Origin of the sequence: Variovorax sp. 160MFSha2.1, assembly GCF_048305075.1 — a bacterium.
GTDB lineage: Bacteria > Pseudomonadota > Gammaproteobacteria > Burkholderiales > Burkholderiaceae_C > Variovorax > Variovorax guangxiensis.
Genome location: NZ_CP157624.1, coordinates 4,094,045 through 4,113,171 on the forward strand (window position 1 = coordinate 4,094,045; position 19,127 = coordinate 4,113,171).

Sequence of the window (19,127 nt, forward strand, 5' to 3'; positions counted from 1 at the left end):
TCATTTCTTCCCATAAGCCGCGTTTCCATGCTCCAAGAAGAACGATTCCTGCGTATCCGCAGCCTGCTGGCCACCTTCTCGCGGCTGAGCGTGGAGCGCATCGTGCAGGACCTTGCCGTGTCGCGCGAAACGGTTCGGCGCGATCTGGTCGAGCTCGAGGGCCTGGGCGAGCTGCGGCGCGTGCACGGTGGCGCGGTCGCGGTCAAGGCGGAGCCCGAGCCGCCGCTCGCCGTACGGCTGGTGGCGCGGCAGCGCGAGAAGCGCGCCATCGCCAAGGCCGCCGTGGCCCTGCTGCAACCCGGCCAGACCATCTTCATGGACGCGGGCAGCACCATGTCGATCTGCGCGGAGGAAATCGCCACGCTCAGCGGCATGACGGTCATCACCAATTCGCTGAGCATCGCGCTCAAGCTCGCTGGCGCGGGCGAAGGCCGGCTCACCGGCAACCAGACCATCCTGCTGGGCGGCCAGATCGACGTGAAGGGGCAGGCCACCTTCGGCGACACCACGCTGGAGGCCATTCACCGCTACCGCGCCGACATCGCGCTGCTGTCACCCGTGGGCCTGCACGCGAAGCACGGCGCCATGAGCTTCGAGCACCACGAGGCCACCGTGGCGCGCGCCATGGCCGAGCAGTCGCAGCAGCTCGTGCTGCTGGCCGATCACGCCAAGATCGGCCAGGCCAGCCGCGTGACCTATGCGCGGACGGCGGACATCGACGTGATCGTCACCGACGCCAAGGCACGCGAACTGCCGGGACTGCCCGGGCTGCGCAAGGCCTGCGAGCGCGTGATCCTGGCCTGACGCCGGCTCGGCGGTGCAGCCGCCTCTTGCCGCTCCCAAGTCACGAAGACGTGGCGGCCGGTGCGCGGGTGCGCGGTATCTGCTCGACCAACACTGAACGGGCACGAGGGCTATGCTCGCCGCCAAATGCCGCCACGCACCGACCTCTTCTCCTTCCCGCGCCGGACGATGGCCGTTCTCGGGGCACTGTGGCTCGGCGCCGTGCCAGCGCTGACGCTCGCCGCGCCGGACTGCCTCGACACCGCCACACGGATCCCGCCGCCCTCGCGCGCGCTCGCCATGGCCACCTTCGCCATGCAGGAGCACGAGGCCCTCGGCGGCCAGGCGATGGATGCCGAAGGCCGCATGACCGAGGCCGGCGACTCCGAAGCGGAGGACACGCGCCGCACCGTGCCTGGTCTTGCACCCTGGCAGCGTGTGCTGGGCTACTGGAAGGCAGTCGATCCGCGCCTGCCCTCGCAGGTGCGCTTCGGCGCCCTGCGCCCGGCCGACCGCCATCTGCTGATGCAGGCGCTGAACGAGGCGACGGCCGGGCGCCTTCAGGGCATGGGCGTGGGCCCCGACGAGGGGCTGGATTCAGCGGAGCTGCGCGCCGTGCAGGCCGCGTTGGCAAGGGTCGCGGTGATCGACACGCCCTGGTCGGCAGCCTTCATCAGCTGGCTGGCGCGTCAGGCAGGGCTCACGGACGAGGAATTCGTGTTCTCCGAAGCGCATGCCGACTACGCGGGAGCCGCGTGGCAGGCCGGCATCGATGAAGCTTCGGGCCGCGGTACGCGCCATGCGCTGCGGGCCTGCGACCTCAGGCGCACGCCGCCGCGCGTCGGAGACCTGGTCTGCCAGGCGCGTGGAACCGGCGCCGGGCTGGACACCTTCGACAAGATCGGCGAAGTGCTGGCCGCGCGGGACACCGGCGGCGAGCCGCTGCCCATGCATTGCGACGTGGTGGTGGCGGTGGATGCCACGGGCTTCGACACCGTGGGCGGCAACGTGCTGCAGTCGGTCACGCGGCGCCGGCTCGATTTCGCGCCGGGCACGCGCCGGCTGGACCCGAGCTACCTGCCCGAAGGGTGCGTACCGGGCACGGCGGGCGTGCCCGGGTGCGTCGACCGCCACATGAGCCGGCAGCCCTGGTCGCTGCTGCTGCAGTGGCGCTGAAGAGGCCGGCGGCGGTTACTTGTAGTACGCCTCGACGGTGCCCTTGAGCTTGATCAGCAGCGGCTTGCCTTTGCGGTCGAGCGTCTTGCCGGCGGGCACCTTGATCCAGCCTTCGCTGATGCAGTATTCCTCGACGTCGAGGCGGTCCTTGCCGTTGAAGCGGATGCCGATGTCGTGCTCGAAGGCGGCCGCCACATGGTGCGGGCTGCGCGGGTCGATGGAAAGATGGTCGGGAAGAGGTGGGCGGGAGGTGGCTTCTGTCATGGCGCGTGATGATAGGGGCTCCCGGATCGGGCTCCCTTTTTGGCGCCTACCGGCGCTTGCGGGTCCGTCGGGCCGGCGGCTTGGGGCCGAAGCCCAGCGCGGCGCGTGCCAGCGCGTCGGCCTCGCCGTTGCGATGGCGCGGAATCCATTGCAGGCGCACGTCGTCGAAGCTGCCGAGCAGCACGCGGGCCTCGTCGAACAGGGCGGCCAGCCGGACGATGGGCGCCACCGGCTCGGGGCCTGCCGCGCCGAGTTGCTCGACCAGGATGCTGTTGTCGCTGTAGGCCCGCACAGCGGTGGCGCCGCGCTCGCGCAGGTCACGCAGCGCGAGGGTCAGCGCCAGCAGCTCGGCTTCGTTGTTGCAGCCCGTGGTGTGCGTGGCCTGCGACAGCGTGTGGCGGCTGCCGTCGGGCGCGGTGATGACTGCGCCAATGCCCATGCGGCCCGGATTGGGCATGGCGCTGCCGTCGCAATAGATGGTCCACGGCAGGTTGCCGCAACCCTGTTCTTCTCCCACGCTCATCCGGACTTCAGCAGTTGCTGCGCTTGATGCCCGCGAGGTTCTGGCACGGCCGCTGGCCCGGCGGCGGACCGGAGTCGTGCGCATGCGGCGGCCGCGGCCTGCGGATGGGACGCACGCCGTCGTAGTACGGATCGGGGCTCAGGATCACCACGCCCGGTGGCTCGGCCGCGGCCTGCGGCTGGCTCTCGGCCGGGTAGCGCGGAATGATGGCCGGGCCCGGGGGCGGATTGCTGGCCACCTGGCTAGGCGGCACGACCGGCGGCGCCGACGAGGTCTGCGGCGGCGTGTAGTCGCGGCGTGCCGGGTCGGGCGGCGGCGATTCGAGGATGGGCACCTGCCGCGACTGCTTGCTGCCCGGCGGGCAAGCGACATTGGTGTACGAGATGGCTCCGCTGGCATCGGTGCAGCGCACCACCTCGGCCGCATGCGCGCCGAGCGCCGCAGCGGAGATCGCGAGGAAGGCAGCCAGTGCGCGCATCGATGTGTTTCCGGCAGGGTTCTTCGGTCAGGTCAGGTCAGGTACCGGGAACGGCTCCCGATGGCGCCCACTTTAGCCGTTGCGTGCCGGTTGCGCACCTGCGGCATGATCGCGGGATGGACATTCCCCGACCGCATCCCCTCGTCATCGTCAAACTGGGAAGTACTTTCGAAGCCCTGCGCGCGCAGCAGGGCGGCGACTTCGAACACTGGATCGCCGACGGGCTCGGCGCGCACGCGCTGCCCCTGCTGGTGATCGATCCGCGACGCGGCGACGCCCTGCCCGACCCGGCCGGGGTTTCGGGCGTGGTGGTGACCGGCTCTCATGCGATGGTGTCGCACCGCGAGCCCTGGAGCGAGGCCACGGCCGCGTGGCTCGCGAAGCTGGTCGCGCGCGATACGCCCGTGCTGGGCATCTGCTACGGCCACCAGCTGCTGGCGCACGCGCTGGGCGGCGAGGCCGGCGATCATCCGCAGGGCGCGGAAGTCGGCACGGTGACAGTCACGCTCGGCGAGGCCGCTGCCACCGATCCGCTGCTGCATGGCCTGCCCGCGCAGTTCCCGGCACATGCGGTGCACTGGCAGAGCGCGCTGCGCCTGCCCGAAGGCGCGGTGCTGCTGGCCGGCAACGAGCACGAGCCGGTGCACGCCTTCCGCGCGGGCAGGAACGCCTGGGGCGTGCAGTTCCATCCGGAGTTCGACGCGAACGCCATGCGCGGCTACATCGAGATGCTGGCCGGCGAGCTGGCCTCGATGGGCGCCGATGCGGCCGCGATGCGCGAGCGCGTGGTCGACACCGGCGCGGCCGCCAGCCTGCTCGGGCGTTTCGCGCGGATCGTCGAGGCGCACCAAGGCGCCTGAGCGCCCATCCCACCCCACCCACCCATCCCACCCGGCCTGTCCGACGGCGGCTTTCGCGCGTCGGACCGCGACTACAGGCTACGCTCGCCGCTTCGGTTAAGGTGCGGTCCATCGGCCGCCCGCCGGTTCCTTTTTCTTCCCCTTCATGACCACCCCCTCCCCTGTGCCGGCCCGCAAGCATTTCTCGATGATCCGGGAGTTCCACCTCGCCGACGTGTTCACGCTCGGCAACGCGGCGTGCGGCGTGGGCGCGGTCTTCCTGGCGATGGCCTTCATGGCGAGCCATTCGCTCGCGCAGTTCCTGTGGGCCGCCGCGCTCGCGCCCACGGCCTTCGTGTTCGACGTGCTCGACGGCCGCATCGCGCGCTGGCGGCAGACACAGTCGGCCCTCGGGCGCGAACTCGACTCGCTGGCCGATGTGATCTCCTTCGGCGTGGCGCCCGCCGCACTCGGCTTCGCGGCCGGGCTGAACGGCGGCTGGGACTGCGCGATCCTGGTCTATTTCGTCTGCTGCGGCGTGAGCCGGCTCGCGCGCTTCAACGTGACGGCCGAGGCGCTCTCGGCCGGCTCCGACAAGGTGAAGTATTTCGAGGGCACGCCCATCCCGACCAGCGTGGTGCTGGTGGGCGTGCTGGCGTACGCCGCGTGGCAGGGCCGCATCGGCGCCGACGTGTGGGGCGGCGCCTGGGTCTTGGGGCCCTGGCAGCTGCATCCGCTGGCGCTGCTGTTCGCGCTCTCGGGCACGCTCATGATCAGCAAGACGCTGCGCATCCCGAAGTTCTGACCCATCGCCGATCAAGGCCACAGGAGACACGCCCATGACCATGAAGCTGTATTTCGACCCGCACAGCCGAGCCCAGGTCGCGAAATGGATGCTCGACGAAGCCGGCGTCGACTACGAGATCGTGCCCACCCTCATCAGGGAGAAGGCGCACAAGACGCCCGAGTTCCTGAAGATCAACCCGGCGGGCAAGCTGCCCGCGCTGGTCGACGGCCGCACGCGCATCTTCGAGAACGCGGCCATCTGCATGTACGTGGCGGAGAAGTTTCCCGGCAAGCGGCTGGCGCCGCCCGTGGGTTCGCCCGAGCGTGGCCGCTACCTGTCGCTGATGGTCTATTCGACCTCGCAGCTCGAGCCCGCGATGGGCGATGCCATCATGAAGATCCGCAGCAACAACAGCGCGCGCGGCTGGACCAATTTCGAGGCTGCCAAGGACGCGGTCGAACGCGAACTTGGCGACGGCCCCTACCTCTTCGGGGCGCAGTTCACGGCCGCCGACGTGATGATCGGCTCGATGTTCATCTGGCACCGCGCATTCGGCGGCCGCTCGAACCGGCCGAAGATCGATGCGTACATCCACCGGCTGCAGGCCCGCCCCAAGGGCATGAAGTTCGGCTGAACGCGGCGCGGCGTGCCGCGCTGGTGACAACGCGCGGCGAAGGCACGTCCTTTAATCGGCTTGCTTGTTCCCCTCCAAGAAAGAAGAGAGACGCCCGCATGACATCCAAGAACGCCACGCCCTCCCGGTTTCCGCTCGCGGCCCTTTCGCTGGGCCTTGCCGCCCTGCTCGCCGCCTGCGCGAGCGCGCCGCCGCCCGGCGGGCGAAGCGTGACCATCGAGCGCACCACCTTCGGCATCGCGCACATCACGGCGCCGGACTACGAGGGCCTGGCGTACGGCAGCGCCTATGCGCATGCGCAGGACAACGTCTGCCAGACGGCCGAGCACCTGCTCACGCTGCGCGGAGAGCGCTCGCAGTTCCTCGGCGCGCAGAACACCGGCGAGCTGGGCCTGGGCCGCGCGCCGAACGCGCAGATCGACCTGTTCATCCGCTATCACATGGACGACGCGGCGCTGGCACGCGCGGGCGCCACCACCAGCCCCGAAGTGCAGGCCGCGCTGCGCGGCTACGTGGCCGGCTACAACCGCTACCTGCAGGACGTGGGGCCGAATGGCTTGCCCGAAACCTGCCGCGGCAAGCCCTGGGTGAGGCCGATGACCGCCTCCGACCTGGCGCGCGCCACCGAGATGTCGATGATCCAGGGCGGCCTGGGCGCGCTGGCCGGCGCCGTGCTGGCCGCCGTGCCGCCCGCGCCCGGCGCGAAGACCGGCGCCGCGCCCGTCGAACTGAAGGAAGCCGTCGCCGAGATCGGCCGCCACAGCTTCAACGCCAACCCCGAGGGCGGCGAGCTCGGCTCCAACGGCTGGGCCTTCGGCCGCAACGCCACGCCGGACGGCCGGGGCCTGCTGCTGGGCAACCCCCACTTCCCGTGGAACGGCACCAACCGCTTCTGGGAAATGCACCTGACCATTCCCGGCAAGCTCGACGTGATGGGCGCCACCGGCGGGCTGAGCCCCGTGGTGGCGATCGGCTTCAACAAGGACGTGGCCTGGACCCACACCGTCTCGACCGGCAAGCGCTTCACCCTGTACGAGTTGAAGCTCGATCCCGCCGACCCGACCGTGTACCTGGTCGACGGCCAGCCGCGGAAGATGCTCGCGCACACCGTGACGCTGCCGGCCGCGGCAACGGGGGGCAACGCGCCTGCGGTGCAGCACACCTTCTATTCGACCGAGTGGGGCCCGGTGATCTCTCTGCCGCGCGCCGGCCTCGGCTGGACCGCGCAGAGGGCCTATGCCATCCGCGACGCCAACACGCTCAACGTGCGCTCCGCCGAGGCCTGGATGAAGATGGCGCAGGCCCGCAACGTGGCCGAACTGCGTGCCGCCATGGGCAACCAGGGCATGCCATGGATCAACACCATCGCGGCGGACCGTGACGGCAACGCGATGTATGCCGATCTTTCGGTGGTGCCCGACGTGTCGGCCGACATGCTGAAGAGCTGCGCGCCCTCACCCGCCGCCGCGGCGCTGCTGAACGCGGCCGGGCTGGCGGTGCTCGACGGCTCGCGCGCCGCCTGCGCATGGAATCGCGACAGCACGGCCGCCTCGCCCGGCATCATCGCGCCGGCGCGCATGCCGGTGCTCGTCACGCCGGACTACGTGCAGAACAGCAACGACAGCTTCTGGCTCAGCAACCCCGACATCGCGCCGATGGCGGGCATTTCGCCGCTGGTGGGCCCCGTCGGCGTGCCGCAGCGGCTGCGCACGCGCAGCGGCATCATGGAAATCCGCGGCCGGCTGGCGGGCACCGACGGCCTGCCCGGCAACCGCATGGGCGCGGCCGAGCTGCGCAGCGTGATCTTCCGCGACCGCAACCTCGCCGGCATGCTGGTGATGGACGACCTGCAAGCCGCCTGCCGCGCCGCCGGCGGCTCGCTCGGCACCGACCAGGCGCTGGGCTGCCGCGTGCTCTCGGCCTGGGACCGCACCAGCAATGCCGACTCGAAGGGCGCGCCGCTCTTTCGCGAGTTCTGGCGCAAGGCCAAGGACATCCCGAAGGTCTGGCGCGTGCCCTTCGACCCCGCGCAGCCGGTGGCGACGCCGGCGGGGCTCGACATGGCCACGCCGGCCACGCGCGAGGCCGTGTTCAAGGCGCTGGGCGACGCGGTCGGCATCCTGCGCACCGCCGGCTTCGCGGCCGACGTGCCGCTGGGCGTGCCGCAGTCGCGCCTGGTGCGCGGCCAGAAGATCGCGCTGCACGGCGGCGACGAGTTCGAGGGCGTGCTCAACAAGCTGGAGTCGCAGGGCCAGTCGCTGATCGACCCCAAGGGCTACAACATCAACTACGGCAGCAGCTACATGCAGGTCGTGAGCTTCGACGCCAACGGCCCCGTCGCCCAGGGCCTGCTGACCTACGGCCAGAGCAGCGACCCCGCATCGCCGCGCGCCTACGACCAACTGCCGCTGTTCGCCGCCAAGCAGTGGCACCCGCTGCCCTTCCATCGCGCCGACGTGCAGGCGCAGCGGGTGGGCGCGCCGCTGCAGCTCGCGTACTGATCGACAACGCTTCCTCTCATCCATGTCATTGCAGACCGCTCCCACCCACACCAGGCCCAGCGGGCTCGACCAGCTGATCCGCATCGCGGCGGACCAGCCGCTCTCGCCCGACTGCGACCATTTCTACTTCCTGCGCCACGGGCAGACCGGCCGCAACGCGCTGCGCATCTTCCAGGCCGTGGACGAGCCGCTGAGCGAACTCGGCCTGCAGCAGGCCGCGCGCGCCGCCACGCTGCTGGCGGGCGAGCCGATCCGCACCGTGGTTTGCAGCGACGCGCGGCGCGCGAACGACACCGCCTACGCAGTGGCCACGGCGCTGAAGCTCGTGCCCGCCGCGCAGGCCACGCTGCGCGAGCGCAACTTCGGCGCGCTCATCGGCACCTCGTCCGCCAACATCGACTGGGCCTGCGAGCCCGAGGGCGGCGAGACGCTCTCGCAGTTCGTCTCGCGCACGCGAGAGGCCATCGACACCGCCCTGCGGCTGCCCGCCCCGGTGCTGGTGGTCGCGCACGGCGGAACGCTCTACGCACTGGCCGCCCTGCTGGGCGTGCCGGTCGACCTCGGCCTGCTCGGCAACGCCCAGCCCTTGCGTTTCGAACGCCGCGGCCCCACATGGGCCGTGACGCCGCTGCTGCGGCACGCCGACGGCGACGCGGCCCTGGCCTAGCTGCCGGGGACATTCCCCGCCTCGATGCCGTCCACCCAACGAAGCACCACGCACCATGGAATTCAAGGACTACTACAGCGCACTGGGCATCGACCGTACCGCGTCCGACGACGAGGTGCGCAAGGCCTACCGCAAGCTCGCCCGCAAGTACCACCCCGACGTCAGCACCGAGGCCGATGCCGAGCAGCGCATGCGCGACATCAACGAGGCCAAGGACGTGCTGGGCGACAAGGAGAAGCGCGCCGCCTATGACGCGCTGGCCGACCGCGTCGCGCGCGGCGGCAGCCCCGAGGGCGACTTCCGTCCGCCGCCGGGCTGGGACGAAGGTTTCGAGTTCCATCGCGGCCCGCGCCAGGGCCCGGCCGACCATGCCGACTTCAGCGACTTCTTCTCGTCGCTCTTCGGCGAGGCCGAGCGCCGCGGCGCCGCGCGGCAGAACTTCCGCGCGCGCGGCGAAGACCACCATGCGGCCATCGAGATCACGCTGGAAGACGCGCTCAACGGCGCCGAGCGCGAGATCACGCTGCGCGCACAGACCATCGACGCGCAGGGCCACCCGCTGTGGAGCAACCGCACGCTGAGCGTGAAGATCCCGCCGGGCGTGCACCCGGGCCAGTTCATCCGCCTTGCGGGCCAGGGCATGCCGGGACACGGCGGCGAGCCCCCGGGCGACCTGTACCTCGAAGTGCGCATCGCCCCGCACAAGCTCTATCGCGTGGAAGAGCGCGACCTGTACATGACGCTGCCCGTCACGCCCACCGAGGCCGCGCTGGGCGCGCAGGTGCAGGTGCCGACGCCGACCGGCGGCGTGGTCGAGGTGAGCGTGCCGCGCAACGCGCGCAGCGGCCTGAAGCTGCGCCTGAAGGGCCGCGGGCTCGCGGGCAAGACGCCGGGCGACCTGTACCTTCTGCTCGACATCGCGCTGCCGCCCGCTGACGGCGACGAGGCCCGCAAGGCCTACGAGCAGCTGGCGCAGGCCACCTCTTCCTTCCACCCACGCCAGCATCTGGGAGTCTGAGCATGGTGAATTTCACCCTCACGAGCACCACCGCCATCAGCGCCTCGCAGCCGCTCGCCGCGAGCGAACTGGCGCACGCTGTCGGCGCGGATACCGCCTGGGTCGTGCAGCTGGTCGAAGTCGGCATCCTGCGCATCGAAACCGCCGAGGCGCCGCCAGAGCGCTGGGAGTTCTCGAGCACCGACCTGCAATGCGCGCTCGAGGCACGCAGGCTGGAGCGCGACTTCGGCGTGAATCTCGACGCAGCGGCGCTGATCCTCGACCTGCAGCACGAGGTGCGGAGGCTCAAGGCAGCACTGCACGCGCACGGCCTCCGATAGGAGCCCGAGGGCGAGCGCATCGCCCCTCCTACCCTCAGGGGGAAGCGGCTCGCCCCTTGACCTTGACACCATGCGAAGCCGAAGACTGCGGGCCTTCTCAACAGGAAGGAGCCCGCATGAACCCTCGCACCCTTGGCACACCCGAGCCGGCACCGGCAACGACCCAGTCCGGCCACCGATTCGGAATGGAAGAGGCCATGGCCCGCGCCGGCGTCTCCGAGCGGCTGCTGCGCCAGTGCGAAGCCCGCGGCCTCATTCAGGGCACCGTCGGCCGCGGATTCACCCGCGAGCACGTCGACGTGCTGCGCTTCGTGCGCAGGGCGCACGCGCTGGGCTTCGGCATGAGCGACATCGCAAGGCTGCTCGCGCTCAGGCAGGACGAGCACCGCATGAGCGCCGAGGTGAAACTCATCGCGCTGACGCGCACCGAGGAACTCGAATCGCAGATCGAGGAACTGCAGGCCACGAAGCGCGTGCTGGAGCGCCTCGCCGGCCTGTGCCTGGGCAATCATCAACCCGCCTGTCCCATCCTCGACGAACTGCTGGAGCTCAGGGGCTTCGCCTCCCAGCCGGTTGGCGCTACTGCATCTGCTTCAGATTGCCGATGCGCACCAGCATCTCGGTGAACATCTGCAGGTCGGCGTCGAGGTCGGGCACCTCCTTGTACTCCTTGGCGTTGTGCGCCGTGTACTTCTTGCCGGGCATCGCGGGGCCGAAGTTGATGGCGTTGGGCATCAGCTTCGCGGTGGTGCTGCCGGCCGTGGGCACGGGCCTGGCCTCGAGGCCGGTGGTGTCGCCATAGATGTTCAGCAGCGTGGACAGCCATGCGCCCTTCGGGTCTCGCGCCATCCAGTTGCCTTGCTCGTAGGCGACTTCGAGCTTCACGTTGTTCGCGTTGGCCCACGCATCGATCTTCTGCGTGACTTGCACCTTGAGTTCTTCGGGCGTACGGCCGCGAGGCATGCGCGCATTGACCGTGACTTCGAGCCTGCCATCGCTGCCCATGCGCACGAGGTTGGGCGAGAAGGTCAGAGGCCCCATGAAGTCGTCGGCATAGCCCAGGCCCATCTTCTCGCCGAGGTAGCCGGTGCCGTAGAGCGCGTCGATGTACTTCACGGCTTTCAGGTAGTGATTGGGCGCGAGCGGCACGCCGGATTCCTGCAGGAAGAGCGCGAGACGAGGCAGCGGGTTCACGCCCTCCTCGGGCCGCGAGCCATGGGCGGAAACGCCCGTCACCTTCAGCTCGATGCCGTCGGCGCCGCGCGCGATGTCGATGGAGAACTTGCCGCCCTGCCCTTCGTACTTCTGCAGGAAGGCCGGCTTCGCGGCCTCGAGCTTCGCGAGCGCAGCGGCCTGGTCGCCGCCCTTGAGCACGGCCGTCGCCGTCTGCGAGATCGCGTTGGCCGATGCGGCGGCGCTCATGGCTGTGATCGCCGTCGACGCGCCATCGGCAGTTTCCGCCGGGAAAAACACCTTCAGCGCGCCCGAGCCCTTCTCGGCCACCACCGCCGGGTACTTGCTGTCGAGCACGATGTTGTAGGCCGGCAGCTGCGTCTTGGTGCGGTAGTACTGCATCGCGTCGCCGCCGGTTTCCTCGGTGGTCTCGATCATCAGGCGGATGCTGCGCTCGATGGGCAGGCCGCTTTCCTTCACCGTCTTCATCGCATAGAGCACCGCCGCGATGGAGCCCTTGTCGTCGATGGTGCCCCGGCCGTAGAGGAAGTCGCCCACGCGCGTCATCTTGAACGGATCGAGCCGCGTGCCGTCGTCGAGCACCCATTCGGACAGCACCGCCGGCACCACGTCGGAGTGCGTGAGGATGCCGAACTCTTCGGAGCCCGTGCCCTTGAGGCTGACTTCGAAGATGCGGTTGTCGACGTTGCGGTAGGCCAGGCCGAAATCGCCCGCCATCTTCTGCACGAGCTGGCCGAACTCGATGATCGGCGCACTTTCGTGGGGCGGAACCTGCACGTTGCGCACCGTCGGGATCGCCACCATGGTGCCGATGCTCGCGATCACGGCCTGCTGGTTCTTCAGGCGGTTGTAGAGGCCGAGCAGGCGCGCGATGTTGACGAGGTCGTCGCCGGCCAGCGGCGCCTTCTTGCGGTAGGCGGCCCCTCCCGGCTTGAGTTCCGGGTTGGTCGTCTCGGCCTGCGCCAGGAACGCGTTGAAGTCGGCGGGCGGCTTGCCAGCCTGCCAGGCGGCGGCGAGCTGATCAAGCTGGGGCTTCCTGATCGTTTCCGCATGCGCCAGAGAGCCGAGCGCGAGCGCAAGGCCCAGCGAAAGCGCCGACAATGAAAATCGAGATTGCTGCATCAGGGTCTCCCCCTCATTCTGAAAACATCCCGCGACGATAGCCGAGCGAAGAATCGAAAGAACAATGAGCAACAGCACCGACAAGATCCGCTGCGCCTGGGCCCAGACCGACCCGCTGCTGATGGCCTATCACGACGCCGAATGGGGCGTGCCCGAGCGAGACAGCCGCGCGCTGTGGGAAAAGCTCATGCTCGACGGCTTCCAGGCCGGACTCTCGTGGCTCACCATCCTGCGAAAGCGCGATGCCTTCCGCAAGGCCTTCAAAGGCTTCGTCCCCGAGAAGATCGTCAAATTCACCGAGGCCGACGTCGAGCGGCTGCTGCAGGATCCGGGCATCGTGCGCTCTCGCTCGAAGATCGAGGCCACCATCGGCAACGCGCGCGCCTACCTCGCGATGCAGGCCAAGGGCGAGGACTTCTCGGAATTCATCTGGGGCATGGCGGGCGGCAAGCCCGTCGTGAACCGCACGGGCAGCGTGCCGGTGAAGACGCCGCTGTCCGAAGACATCTCGGCTGCGCTGAAGAAGCGCGGCTTCAAGTTCGTGGGGCCGGTGATCGTCTATGCGTGGATGCAGGCCACGGGCATCGTGGACGACCATGCGCACGATTGCCACCGGCACGGGACGAAGCACGGACGCGGCAAGGCCCAATGAAAAAACCGGACGCTGCCTTCGCAGGTCCGGTTTCTCCTGATGTGTGACTTGTGATTCGATGAAGCGGCTTGCGCCGCTTTCGAATTACAGGCCGGCTTGGCGCGTGAAGGTCAGGCCCTTGGCTTGCGCGGGGATCACGCTGCCGGCGAAGGTTTCGGGACGCAGGTTCTGGCCCGGAGCGTGTGCGGCGGCGACGGCCTGGCTACGGACGGCGGCGCGGTCCACCGAAGCGGTCAGAGCGGGCGTTGCGGTCGAAGCGGCGCCTTCGCTGTCGTTGTAGGCGTTGCCGGCACGGGCGGCTGCCACGGCCTGGGGCGCCACATCGGCGCGGCTGTAGCCAGAAGTCAGGGGCTGGACGCCTTCGTAGGTTTCTGCGTGGGCGCCAGCGGCGGCGAGCAGGGTCAGAGCGGCGGCGGCGAGGATGTTCGAGGTCTTCATTTCAGTTCCTTCTTCATTGGGCTTTTCGGTGCCGCAAGTGTGCACCAGGATTACCAGGGCAAACCCTATGAAGAATGAACCGCAGTGTTCACGAAATTGAAACAATAGCCAGGAACTTTCTGACAACGCTAATCCAAGTGCTCTTTGCGCCGTCGAGAACGTGGGCAGTTTGCATACTTTGTCTCTAGACCGTCAAGCGGAACCTGGCAGCCTGGCTCGGCCTTTCAGCAAAAGGTGCTAAGGCAGCTTCGCCCCTCACCGCGCCTTTCAACAAGCTCTTGCAGGTTGCATGCCAACCGGTGCGCCTGTTCCGGAGCGCTTCGCCCGCTCAGTCCTCCTTCATGCCGGTCGCCTTGACCACGCTGCCGAGCCGCGCACGCTCCTCGTCGACGAACTTGGCAAAGCTCGCGCGGGTGCCACCGACGGGCTCGATGCCCATGTCCTTCAGGCGCTTCGCGATCTCGGGCGACTTCATTGCGGCGTCGACTGCCGCGGCCATCTTGTCCATGATCGCGTCGGGCGTGCCGCGCGGCGCGTGCACGCCGGCCCAGTGCGCGATGCGGATCTCGGGGAAGCCCTCCTCCGCCGCAGTCGGCAGCTCAGGGTAGGCCGAGATGCGTTGCGTCCACGTGCCCGCCAGCGCCTTGAGCTTGCCGCTCTTCACGTAGGGCAGCACCACGATGCTGGCCTCGGAAGTCGCCTCGACCTGGCTGCCGAGCACCGCGGTGATTGACTCCGAGCCGCTCTTGTAGGGCACCACGTCGAGCTTGCCGCCGTATTTCGTCTGCAGGATGCCCTCGACGAAATGCGGCGTGCTGCCCGTGCCGGCGGTGGCCCAGTGGAAGCCGTTGCCCGACTTCTTCGACGCGGCGACGAATTCCTTCAGGTCCTTGTACGGCGCATCGGCCGGCACCACCACCACCGAAGGCGCCAGCCCGATCATGGCCACCGGCACCAGCGCCTCGTCCTTGTACGGCATGTTCTTCTTGATCATGCTGTTCGACACCACGCCGGCCGCGCTCACCAGGAAGGTGTAGCCGTCAGGCGCGCTCTTGGCGACCACGTCGGCGCCGAGGACCGCGCCCGCGCCGGGCTTGTTGTCGACGATCACCGGTTGCCCCAGCTGCTTCGACGCGCCTTCGGCTGCCGCGCGCGCCATCAGGTCGTTGGCGCCGCCTGCGGAAAAGGGAACGACCAGCCTGATCGGCTTGGTTGGCCAGGCCTGCGCGGCGGCGCCTTGGGCGAGGACGGACACTGCCAGCCCGGCGGCGAGCGATGCGATGCGGTTGGAAAGCATGGGAAGTCTCCTGCGTGTTGTGAGTCGTTGTCAGGTACAGCGCCCATTGCACGCTCCTGGGTCGGCTTTGACCTCGGTATTTCTCCCAGAGGCCTGCCGGTCAGGAACGCGGCCAGGCGCGGATCAGCGTGCGCAACGCCACGCCGCCGCTGCCCTTGACCTCGGCGCGATAGGTGCCCACCAGTGCCTCGCGCTCGGCGGCGGCCTGCGGATCGTTGCGCCATGCGAGCAGCGCGGCCACGTCGGTATCGGGCAGCGCGGCGAGCAGCGCCTGCGTCACCTGCCTCTCGAATTCGCGCGCCACTAGCATCAGGTTGCGCGGGCGCGTCGAGGTCACGCCGCGCGACCAGAGCGTGTCGAGGGCCATGTCGAGCGTGCGGTCGGGCAGCGAGCTGAACTGGCCGCCATTGCCGCGCGCGAGTTGCTTGACGACGGCGCTCATCAGCAACTGGCTGGAGAAGTCGATCTCGCGCACCTCGGCCACAGCCATGCGCTCCAGCAGTTCCGCGCGCGCGGGGTCCACGGGCTTGGCGCGCTCGCGGTTGAAGAACTCCGCCTTGCCGGCATCGCTCATCGCCGCGTAGTCGGTACGCAGCTTCACGAAGCGCGACACGGCGGCGAGCAATTGCGGGTTGGGTGCCGCACCACCGTTACCGGCCGATGCAACTTCCTGCTGGATGGCAGACACCGAGGCCTTCGTGTCGAAGGCGCGCGTCGCCGCCGTGTCCAGCGCCTTGAGTGCCTTGTCGGCGATGGCCTGGTCGTCGGGGTCCAGCAGCTCTCTCGCACCACGCGAGACGGCGCCAGGCCCGTAGGAGGCCTGGTAGCGCTGCTGCACGCCTTCGAACTGCAGCAGCGCTTCCGCACGGCTCTGCGCCCAGCCCATCAAGGGGGTCGGGAGCAAGAGAAGCAACAGGGAGAAACGAAAGAGGAAGAGACGGTTCAGGGAAAGCATGGCGCCATTATTGGCACGCCGGCGTTTCCCTCCCGCTGCCCCGGTCCGCCCCCGTCCGCCCCGGTCTCTTCCGTGCTTCAGGCCTGCGCCAGCTCCCTGCGCAGTTGCTTCGCAGCCGCCACCATGTTCGAAAGCGCCGCCTCCGTCTCGGGCCAGCCGCGAGTCTTGAGGCCGCAGTCGGGGTTGATCCACAGGTTGGCGGGCGGCACCACGTCGGCCGCCTTGCGCATCAGCCGCACGATTTCTTCGACCGAAGGCACGCGCGGCGAGTGGATGTCGTAAACGCCCGGGCCGATCTCGTTGGGGTAGCGGAAACCGCCCGCGTTGTGCTCGCCCCCGAAGCCGCGCAGCAACTCCATGTCTGAGCGGCTCGTCTCGATGGTGATCACGTCGGCGTCCATGGCCGCGATCTCCGGCAGGATGTCGTTGAACTCCGAATAGCACATGTGCGTGTGGATCTGCGTCTCGTCGCGCACGCCCGAGGCGCTGATGCGGAAGGCGCGCGTGGCCGACTTCAGATAAGCCGGCCAGCCGGCGCGGCGCAGCGGCAGGCCTTCGCGAATGGCCGGCTCGTCGATCTGGATGATGCCGATGCCCGCACTCTCCAGATCGACCACCTCGTCACGGATCGCCCAGGCGATCTGCTCGCAAGTGGTGGCGCGCGGCTGGTCGTCGCGCACGAAGGACCACTGCAGGATGGTGACGGGGCCGGTCAGCATGCCCTTCATCGGCAGCTTCGTGAGGCTTTGCGCGTAGGCGGTCCATTCGACCGTCATAGGCGCGGGGCGCGCCACGTCGCCGAAGATCACCGGCGGCTTGACGCAGCGCGAGCCGTACGACTGCACCCAGCCGTTGGCGGTGAAAGCGAAGCCGTCGAGCTGCTCGCCGAAGTACTCGACCATGTCGTTGCGCTCGGCCTCGCCATGCACCAGCACGTCGATGCCCAGCTCCTCCTGCTTGCGCACGGCCAGTGCGATCTCGGCGCGCATCTTCTCGCGGTAGCCCGGCGCATCGAGCTCGCCGCGTTTGAAAGCGGCGCGGGCGGCGCGGATGTCGGCGGTTTGCGGGAAGGAGCCGATGGTGGTGGTCGGCAGCGCGGGCAGCCCGAAGCGCGTGCGCTGCACCAGCTGGCGCATTCCGAACGACGAGACGCGGTTGTCGTCGCCCGCCACGCTGCGCGCGAGGCGCAGGGCCACATCTGCACGATGCACGCGTGGGCTGGTGCGGCGAGCTTCCACCGCGGCGCGGGCCGCCGCGAGTTCGGACGCGACCGAGGCCTCGTCGCCGTCGACGGCCGCACGCAGCACGCGCAGCTCGTCGAGCTTCTCGACGGCGAAGGCGAGCCACGATTTCAGTTCCGCATCGAGCTTCGTTTCCGCCGCAAGGCTGAAGGGCACATGCAGCAGCGAGCACGAAGGCGCGATCCACAGCTCGCCCTGGTGCTTCTCCGCCACCGGCCTGAGCCTGGCAAGCGCCGCATCGACGTCGGTGCGCCAGATGTTGCGGCCGTCGACCACGCCGACCGACAGCACCTTGTGCGCCGGCAGCCAGTCGGCCACGCCCGTGAGTTCCTGCGGGGAGCGCACCGCGTCGACGTGCAGGCCGGCCACCGGCAGCTGACAGGCCAGGCGCAGGTTGTCCGACAGCGGCGAGAAATACGTGGCCAGCAGTAGCTTCGGCGCGCTGCGGGCGAGTTGCCAGTAGGCGCGCTCGAAGGCGTTGCGCCATGCATCGGGCAGGTCGAGGCCGAGGATGGGCTCGTCGATCTGTACCCACTCCACGCCCTGCTGCTTCAGCCGCGTGAGCACCTGCTCGTACACCGGCAGCAGCGCATCGAGCAGCGAGAAGCGGTCGAAGCCGGCCGCCTTCTCCTTGCCGAGGTACAGGAAGCTCAGCGGCCCCAGCAGCACGGCCTTGACCGCATGGCCGGCCTGCTGCGCCTGCGCCACCTCGTCGAAGAGGCGCGTCGAGGCCAACCTGAACTGGGTGCGCGCATCGAACTCGGGCACGAGGTAGTGGTAGTTGGTGTCGAACCACTTGGTCATCTCCAGCGCGAAGGTGCCTTCGCCGCCGTGCGCGCAGCCTTCGCCGTGCGCGTGGGCCGTTTCGCTCTCCACGCCGCGCGCCATCTTGAAGTAGCGCGAAAGTTCGGGCTCGTCGCCATGGAAGCCGAAGCGCGCCGGCTCGCAGCCGAGCAACTGGATGTGGTTGGCCACATGGTCGTAGTAAGCGAAATCGCCCACCGTCACGAAGTCGAGCCCCGCATCGCGCTGGGCCTGCCAGTGGCGGGCGCGCAGTTGCTCGCCGACCGCTTCGAGCGCGGAACGGTCGATCTCGCCGCGCCAGTGCTTCTCGAGGGCGAACTTGAGTTCCCGGTGCGCGCCCATGCGCGGAAAGCCGAGGGTGTGGGTACGGGTGGTCATTTGAAGGTAATCCGGTCGCTGATCTTGGGAATCCGGGATGGTCGGCGTTTGCGGCATATGATTCAAACGAAACCTTTTGCCCATTCGATTGAATATTTTTCATGCAGCCCGCCATGCAGCAATCGATCCTTGAAATACGCCACCTGCGCACGCTCATCGCGCTGCGCGACACCGGCAGCCTCGTGCGCGCCGCGCAGCTGCTCAACCTCACGCAATCGGCGCTGTCGCACCAGATCAAGCTGCTGGAAGACCGCTACGGCGCGCAGCTGTTCGAGCGCAAGTCGGTGCCGCCGCAGTTCAGCACCACCGGCCTGCGGCTGCTTCAGCTGGCCGACACCGCGCTGCCGCTCATCGAGGAAGCCGAGCGCGACGTGGCCCGGCTTGCGCTCGGGCGCAGCGGCCAGCTGCGCATCGTGGTCGAGTGCCACACCTGCTTCGACTGGCTCATGCCAGCCATGGACGCCTTTCGCCAGCGCTGGCCCGAGATCGAACTCGACATCGTCTCGGGCTTCCACCCCGACCCGATCGCGCTGGTGATGCAGAACCGCGCCGAGGTGGCCATCGTGTCCGAGCAGGACCCCGGCGAAACCGTGGACTACCACGCGCTGTTCCGCTTCGAGATCGTGGCACTGCTGGCCAACGAACACCCGCTCGTTGCCAAGGCCTACCTCACGGCGCGGCACTTCGCCGACCAGACGCTCATCACCTACCCCGTGCCCGACGAAATGCTCGACATCGTGCGGCAGGTGCTCGGCCCCGCCGGTGTGGAGCCCGTGCACCGGCGCACCACCGAACTCACGGTCGCGATGCTGCAGCTGGTGGCCAGCGGGCGTGGCGTGGCGACGCTGCCGCTGTGGGCGGTGCAGAACTACCTGGACCGCGGCTATGTCACCGCGCGCCGCGTGGGCAGCAAGGGGCTGACCGGCCGGCTCTACATGGCGTGCACACAGGGCACCTCGGCACAGCCCTGGCTCGCCGACTTCGTGCGCATCACGCGCGAGAGCTGCTTCAAGAGCCTGCCGGGCATCGAGCTGCTGTAGCTGGCGCGCGCCAGAA

At 69.0% G+C, this 19,127-nt stretch carries 19 protein-coding genes and 1 pseudogene; 12 read left to right on the forward strand and 8 right to left on the reverse strand.

Features of this window, described 5'->3' with window-relative positions; all coding sequences use genetic code 11:
• Positions 1–27 precede the first annotated feature (27 nt).
• Positions 28–804, forward strand: a complete 777-nt coding sequence (locus ABL838_RS18570) for a DeoR/GlpR family DNA-binding transcription regulator (RefSeq protein WP_126021986.1) — start codon at positions 28–30, stop codon at positions 802–804.
• Positions 805–930: 126 nt separating this feature from the next.
• Positions 931–1,959: a DUF2272 domain-containing protein gene (locus ABL838_RS18575; RefSeq protein WP_418121431.1), complete on the forward strand. Its 1,029-nt coding sequence runs from the start codon at positions 931–933 to the stop codon at positions 1,957–1,959.
• A 15-nt stretch (positions 1,960–1,974) separates the two neighbouring features.
• Here ABL838_RS18575 and ABL838_RS18580 read toward each other — a convergent pair whose 3' ends face one another.
• From ABL838_RS18580 to ABL838_RS18590, 3 genes are read right to left on the reverse strand one after another with little or no spacing between them, the layout of a single operon-like run.
• Positions 1,975–2,223, reverse strand: a complete 249-nt coding sequence (locus ABL838_RS18580) for a DUF3297 family protein (RefSeq protein ID WP_126021985.1) — start codon at positions 2,221–2,223, stop codon at positions 1,975–1,977.
• A 46-nt stretch (positions 2,224–2,269) separates the two neighbouring features.
• A complete protein-coding gene (locus tag ABL838_RS18585; RefSeq protein ID WP_369661806.1) occupies positions 2,270–2,746 on the reverse strand; it encodes a ribonuclease HI family protein in 477 nt (158 codons plus the stop codon).
• A 7-nt stretch (positions 2,747–2,753) separates the two neighbouring features.
• Positions 2,754–3,224: a hypothetical protein gene (locus ABL838_RS18590; protein WP_369661805.1), complete on the reverse strand. Its 471-nt coding sequence runs from the start codon at positions 3,222–3,224 to the stop codon at positions 2,754–2,756.
• A gap of 116 nt (positions 3,225–3,340) precedes the next feature.
• Between ABL838_RS18590 and ABL838_RS18595 the strand changes: the two genes are divergently transcribed.
• From ABL838_RS18595 to ABL838_RS18630, 8 genes are all read left to right on the forward strand, one after another.
• Positions 3,341–4,084 (forward strand): glutamine amidotransferase, encoded by a 744-nt coding sequence (locus tag ABL838_RS18595; protein WP_418121432.1) that lies wholly within the window; start codon positions 3,341–3,343, stop codon positions 4,082–4,084.
• A gap of 145 nt (positions 4,085–4,229) precedes the next feature.
• The gene (locus ABL838_RS18600) at positions 4,230–4,868 is read left to right on the forward strand and encodes a CDP-alcohol phosphatidyltransferase family protein (RefSeq protein WP_418121433.1); all 639 of its coding nucleotides are present in this window, start codon (positions 4,230–4,232) and stop codon (positions 4,866–4,868) included.
• A 34-nt stretch (positions 4,869–4,902) separates the two neighbouring features.
• Positions 4,903–5,484 (forward strand): glutathione S-transferase family protein, encoded by a 582-nt coding sequence (locus tag ABL838_RS18605; protein WP_126021980.1) that lies wholly within the window; start codon positions 4,903–4,905, stop codon positions 5,482–5,484.
• Positions 5,485–5,582: 98 nt separating this feature from the next.
• Positions 5,583–7,985, forward strand: coding sequence for an acylase (locus ABL838_RS18610; RefSeq protein ID WP_418121434.1), 2,403 nt, complete (start codon positions 5,583–5,585; stop codon positions 7,983–7,985).
• Positions 7,986–8,007: 22 nt separating this feature from the next.
• Entirely contained in the window at positions 8,008–8,652 is a 645-nt protein-coding gene (locus ABL838_RS18615; RefSeq protein WP_126021978.1) for a histidine phosphatase family protein, read from the forward strand.
• A gap of 55 nt (positions 8,653–8,707) precedes the next feature.
• Positions 8,708–9,670, forward strand: coding sequence for a DnaJ C-terminal domain-containing protein (locus ABL838_RS18620; protein ID WP_418121435.1), 963 nt, complete (start codon positions 8,708–8,710; stop codon positions 9,668–9,670).
• Positions 9,671–9,672: 2 nt separating this feature from the next.
• The gene (locus ABL838_RS18625) at positions 9,673–9,990 is read left to right on the forward strand and encodes a chaperone modulator CbpM (protein ID WP_126021976.1); all 318 of its coding nucleotides are present in this window, start codon (positions 9,673–9,675) and stop codon (positions 9,988–9,990) included.
• Between the two features lie 116 nt (positions 9,991–10,106).
• The gene (locus ABL838_RS18630) at positions 10,107–10,616 is read left to right on the forward strand and encodes a MerR family DNA-binding protein (RefSeq protein ID WP_418121436.1); all 510 of its coding nucleotides are present in this window, start codon (positions 10,107–10,109) and stop codon (positions 10,614–10,616) included.
• Here ABL838_RS18630 and ABL838_RS18635 read toward each other — a convergent pair.
• Entirely contained in the window at positions 10,570–12,306 is a 1,737-nt protein-coding gene (locus ABL838_RS18635) for a dipeptidase (RefSeq protein WP_418121437.1), read from the reverse strand. The two genes, ABL838_RS18630 and ABL838_RS18635, sit on opposite strands and share 47 nt — an antisense overlap.
• 64 nt (positions 12,307–12,370) lie before the next feature.
• Here ABL838_RS18635 and ABL838_RS18640 point away from each other — a divergent pair, with 64 nt between their 5' ends.
• On the forward strand, positions 12,371–12,958 hold the full coding sequence (locus ABL838_RS18640; protein ID WP_418116857.1) for a DNA-3-methyladenine glycosylase I: 588 nt from the start codon (positions 12,371–12,373) through the stop codon (positions 12,956–12,958).
• Positions 12,959–13,042: 84 nt separating this feature from the next.
• On the opposite strand, the gene ABL838_RS18645 is transcribed toward ABL838_RS18640, so the two are convergent.
• From ABL838_RS18645 to metE, 4 genes and pseudogenes are all read right to left on the reverse strand, one after another.
• Complete coding sequence (locus ABL838_RS18645) at positions 13,043–13,396, reverse strand: alpha/beta hydrolase (protein WP_184636997.1); 354 nt, start codon at positions 13,394–13,396, stop codon at positions 13,043–13,045.
• Positions 13,397–13,724: 328 nt separating this feature from the next.
• On the reverse strand, positions 13,725–14,693 hold the full coding sequence (locus ABL838_RS18650) for a Bug family tripartite tricarboxylate transporter substrate binding protein (RefSeq protein WP_418121438.1): 969 nt from the start codon (positions 14,691–14,693) through the stop codon (positions 13,725–13,727).
• Positions 14,694–14,793: 100 nt separating this feature from the next.
• A complete protein-coding gene (locus ABL838_RS18655) occupies positions 14,794–15,648 on the reverse strand; it encodes a hypothetical protein (protein ID WP_418121439.1) in 855 nt (284 codons plus the stop codon).
• 80 nt (positions 15,649–15,728) lie between these two features.
• A pseudogene (gene metE, locus ABL838_RS18660) lies at positions 15,729–18,071 on the reverse strand (5-methyltetrahydropteroyltriglutamate--homocysteine S-methyltransferase); the annotation flags it as partial.
• Positions 18,072–18,184: 113 nt separating this feature from the next.
• Here metE and ABL838_RS18665 point away from each other — a divergent pair.
• Complete coding sequence (locus ABL838_RS18665) at positions 18,185–19,111, forward strand: LysR family transcriptional regulator (protein WP_184636991.1); 927 nt, start codon at positions 18,185–18,187, stop codon at positions 19,109–19,111.
• Positions 19,112–19,127: the final 16 nt, after the last annotated feature.

Coding starts and splice junctions, on each gene's coding strand:
- ABL838_RS18570 (WP_126021986.1), top strand. CDS start 28: ATGCTCCAAGAAGAACGATTCCTGCGTATCCGCAGCCTGCTGGCCACC.
- ABL838_RS18575 (WP_418121431.1), top strand. CDS start 931: ATGCCGCCACGCACCGACCTCTTCTCCTTCCCGCGCCGGACGATGGCC.
- ABL838_RS18580 (WP_126021985.1), bottom strand. CDS start 2,223: ATGACAGAAGCCACCTCCCGCCCACCTCTTCCCGACCATCTTTCCATC.
- ABL838_RS18585 (WP_369661806.1), bottom strand. CDS start 2,746: ATGAGCGTGGGAGAAGAACAGGGTTGCGGCAACCTGCCGTGGACCATC.
- ABL838_RS18590 (WP_369661805.1), bottom strand. CDS start 3,224: ATGCGCGCACTGGCTGCCTTCCTCGCGATCTCCGCTGCGGCGCTCGGC.
- ABL838_RS18595 (WP_418121432.1), top strand. CDS start 3,341: ATGGACATTCCCCGACCGCATCCCCTCGTCATCGTCAAACTGGGAAGT.
- ABL838_RS18600 (WP_418121433.1), top strand. CDS start 4,230: ATGACCACCCCCTCCCCTGTGCCGGCCCGCAAGCATTTCTCGATGATC.
- ABL838_RS18605 (WP_126021980.1), top strand. CDS start 4,903: ATGACCATGAAGCTGTATTTCGACCCGCACAGCCGAGCCCAGGTCGCG.
- ABL838_RS18610 (WP_418121434.1), top strand. CDS start 5,583: ATGACATCCAAGAACGCCACGCCCTCCCGGTTTCCGCTCGCGGCCCTT.
- ABL838_RS18615 (WP_126021978.1), top strand. CDS start 8,008: ATGTCATTGCAGACCGCTCCCACCCACACCAGGCCCAGCGGGCTCGAC.
- ABL838_RS18620 (WP_418121435.1), top strand. CDS start 8,708: ATGGAATTCAAGGACTACTACAGCGCACTGGGCATCGACCGTACCGCG.
- ABL838_RS18625 (WP_126021976.1), top strand. CDS start 9,673: ATGGTGAATTTCACCCTCACGAGCACCACCGCCATCAGCGCCTCGCAG.
- ABL838_RS18630 (WP_418121436.1), top strand. CDS start 10,107: ATGAACCCTCGCACCCTTGGCACACCCGAGCCGGCACCGGCAACGACC.
- ABL838_RS18635 (WP_418121437.1), bottom strand. CDS start 12,306: ATGCAGCAATCTCGATTTTCATTGTCGGCGCTTTCGCTGGGCCTTGCG.
- ABL838_RS18640 (WP_418116857.1), top strand. CDS start 12,371: ATGAGCAACAGCACCGACAAGATCCGCTGCGCCTGGGCCCAGACCGAC.
- ABL838_RS18645 (WP_184636997.1), bottom strand. CDS start 13,396: ATGAAGACCTCGAACATCCTCGCCGCCGCCGCTCTGACCCTGCTCGCC.
- ABL838_RS18650 (WP_418121438.1), bottom strand. CDS start 14,693: ATGCTTTCCAACCGCATCGCATCGCTCGCCGCCGGGCTGGCAGTGTCC.
- ABL838_RS18655 (WP_418121439.1), bottom strand. CDS start 15,648: ATGCTTTCCCTGAACCGTCTCTTCCTCTTTCGTTTCTCCCTGTTGCTT.
- ABL838_RS18665 (WP_184636991.1), top strand. CDS start 18,185: ATGCAGCAATCGATCCTTGAAATACGCCACCTGCGCACGCTCATCGCG.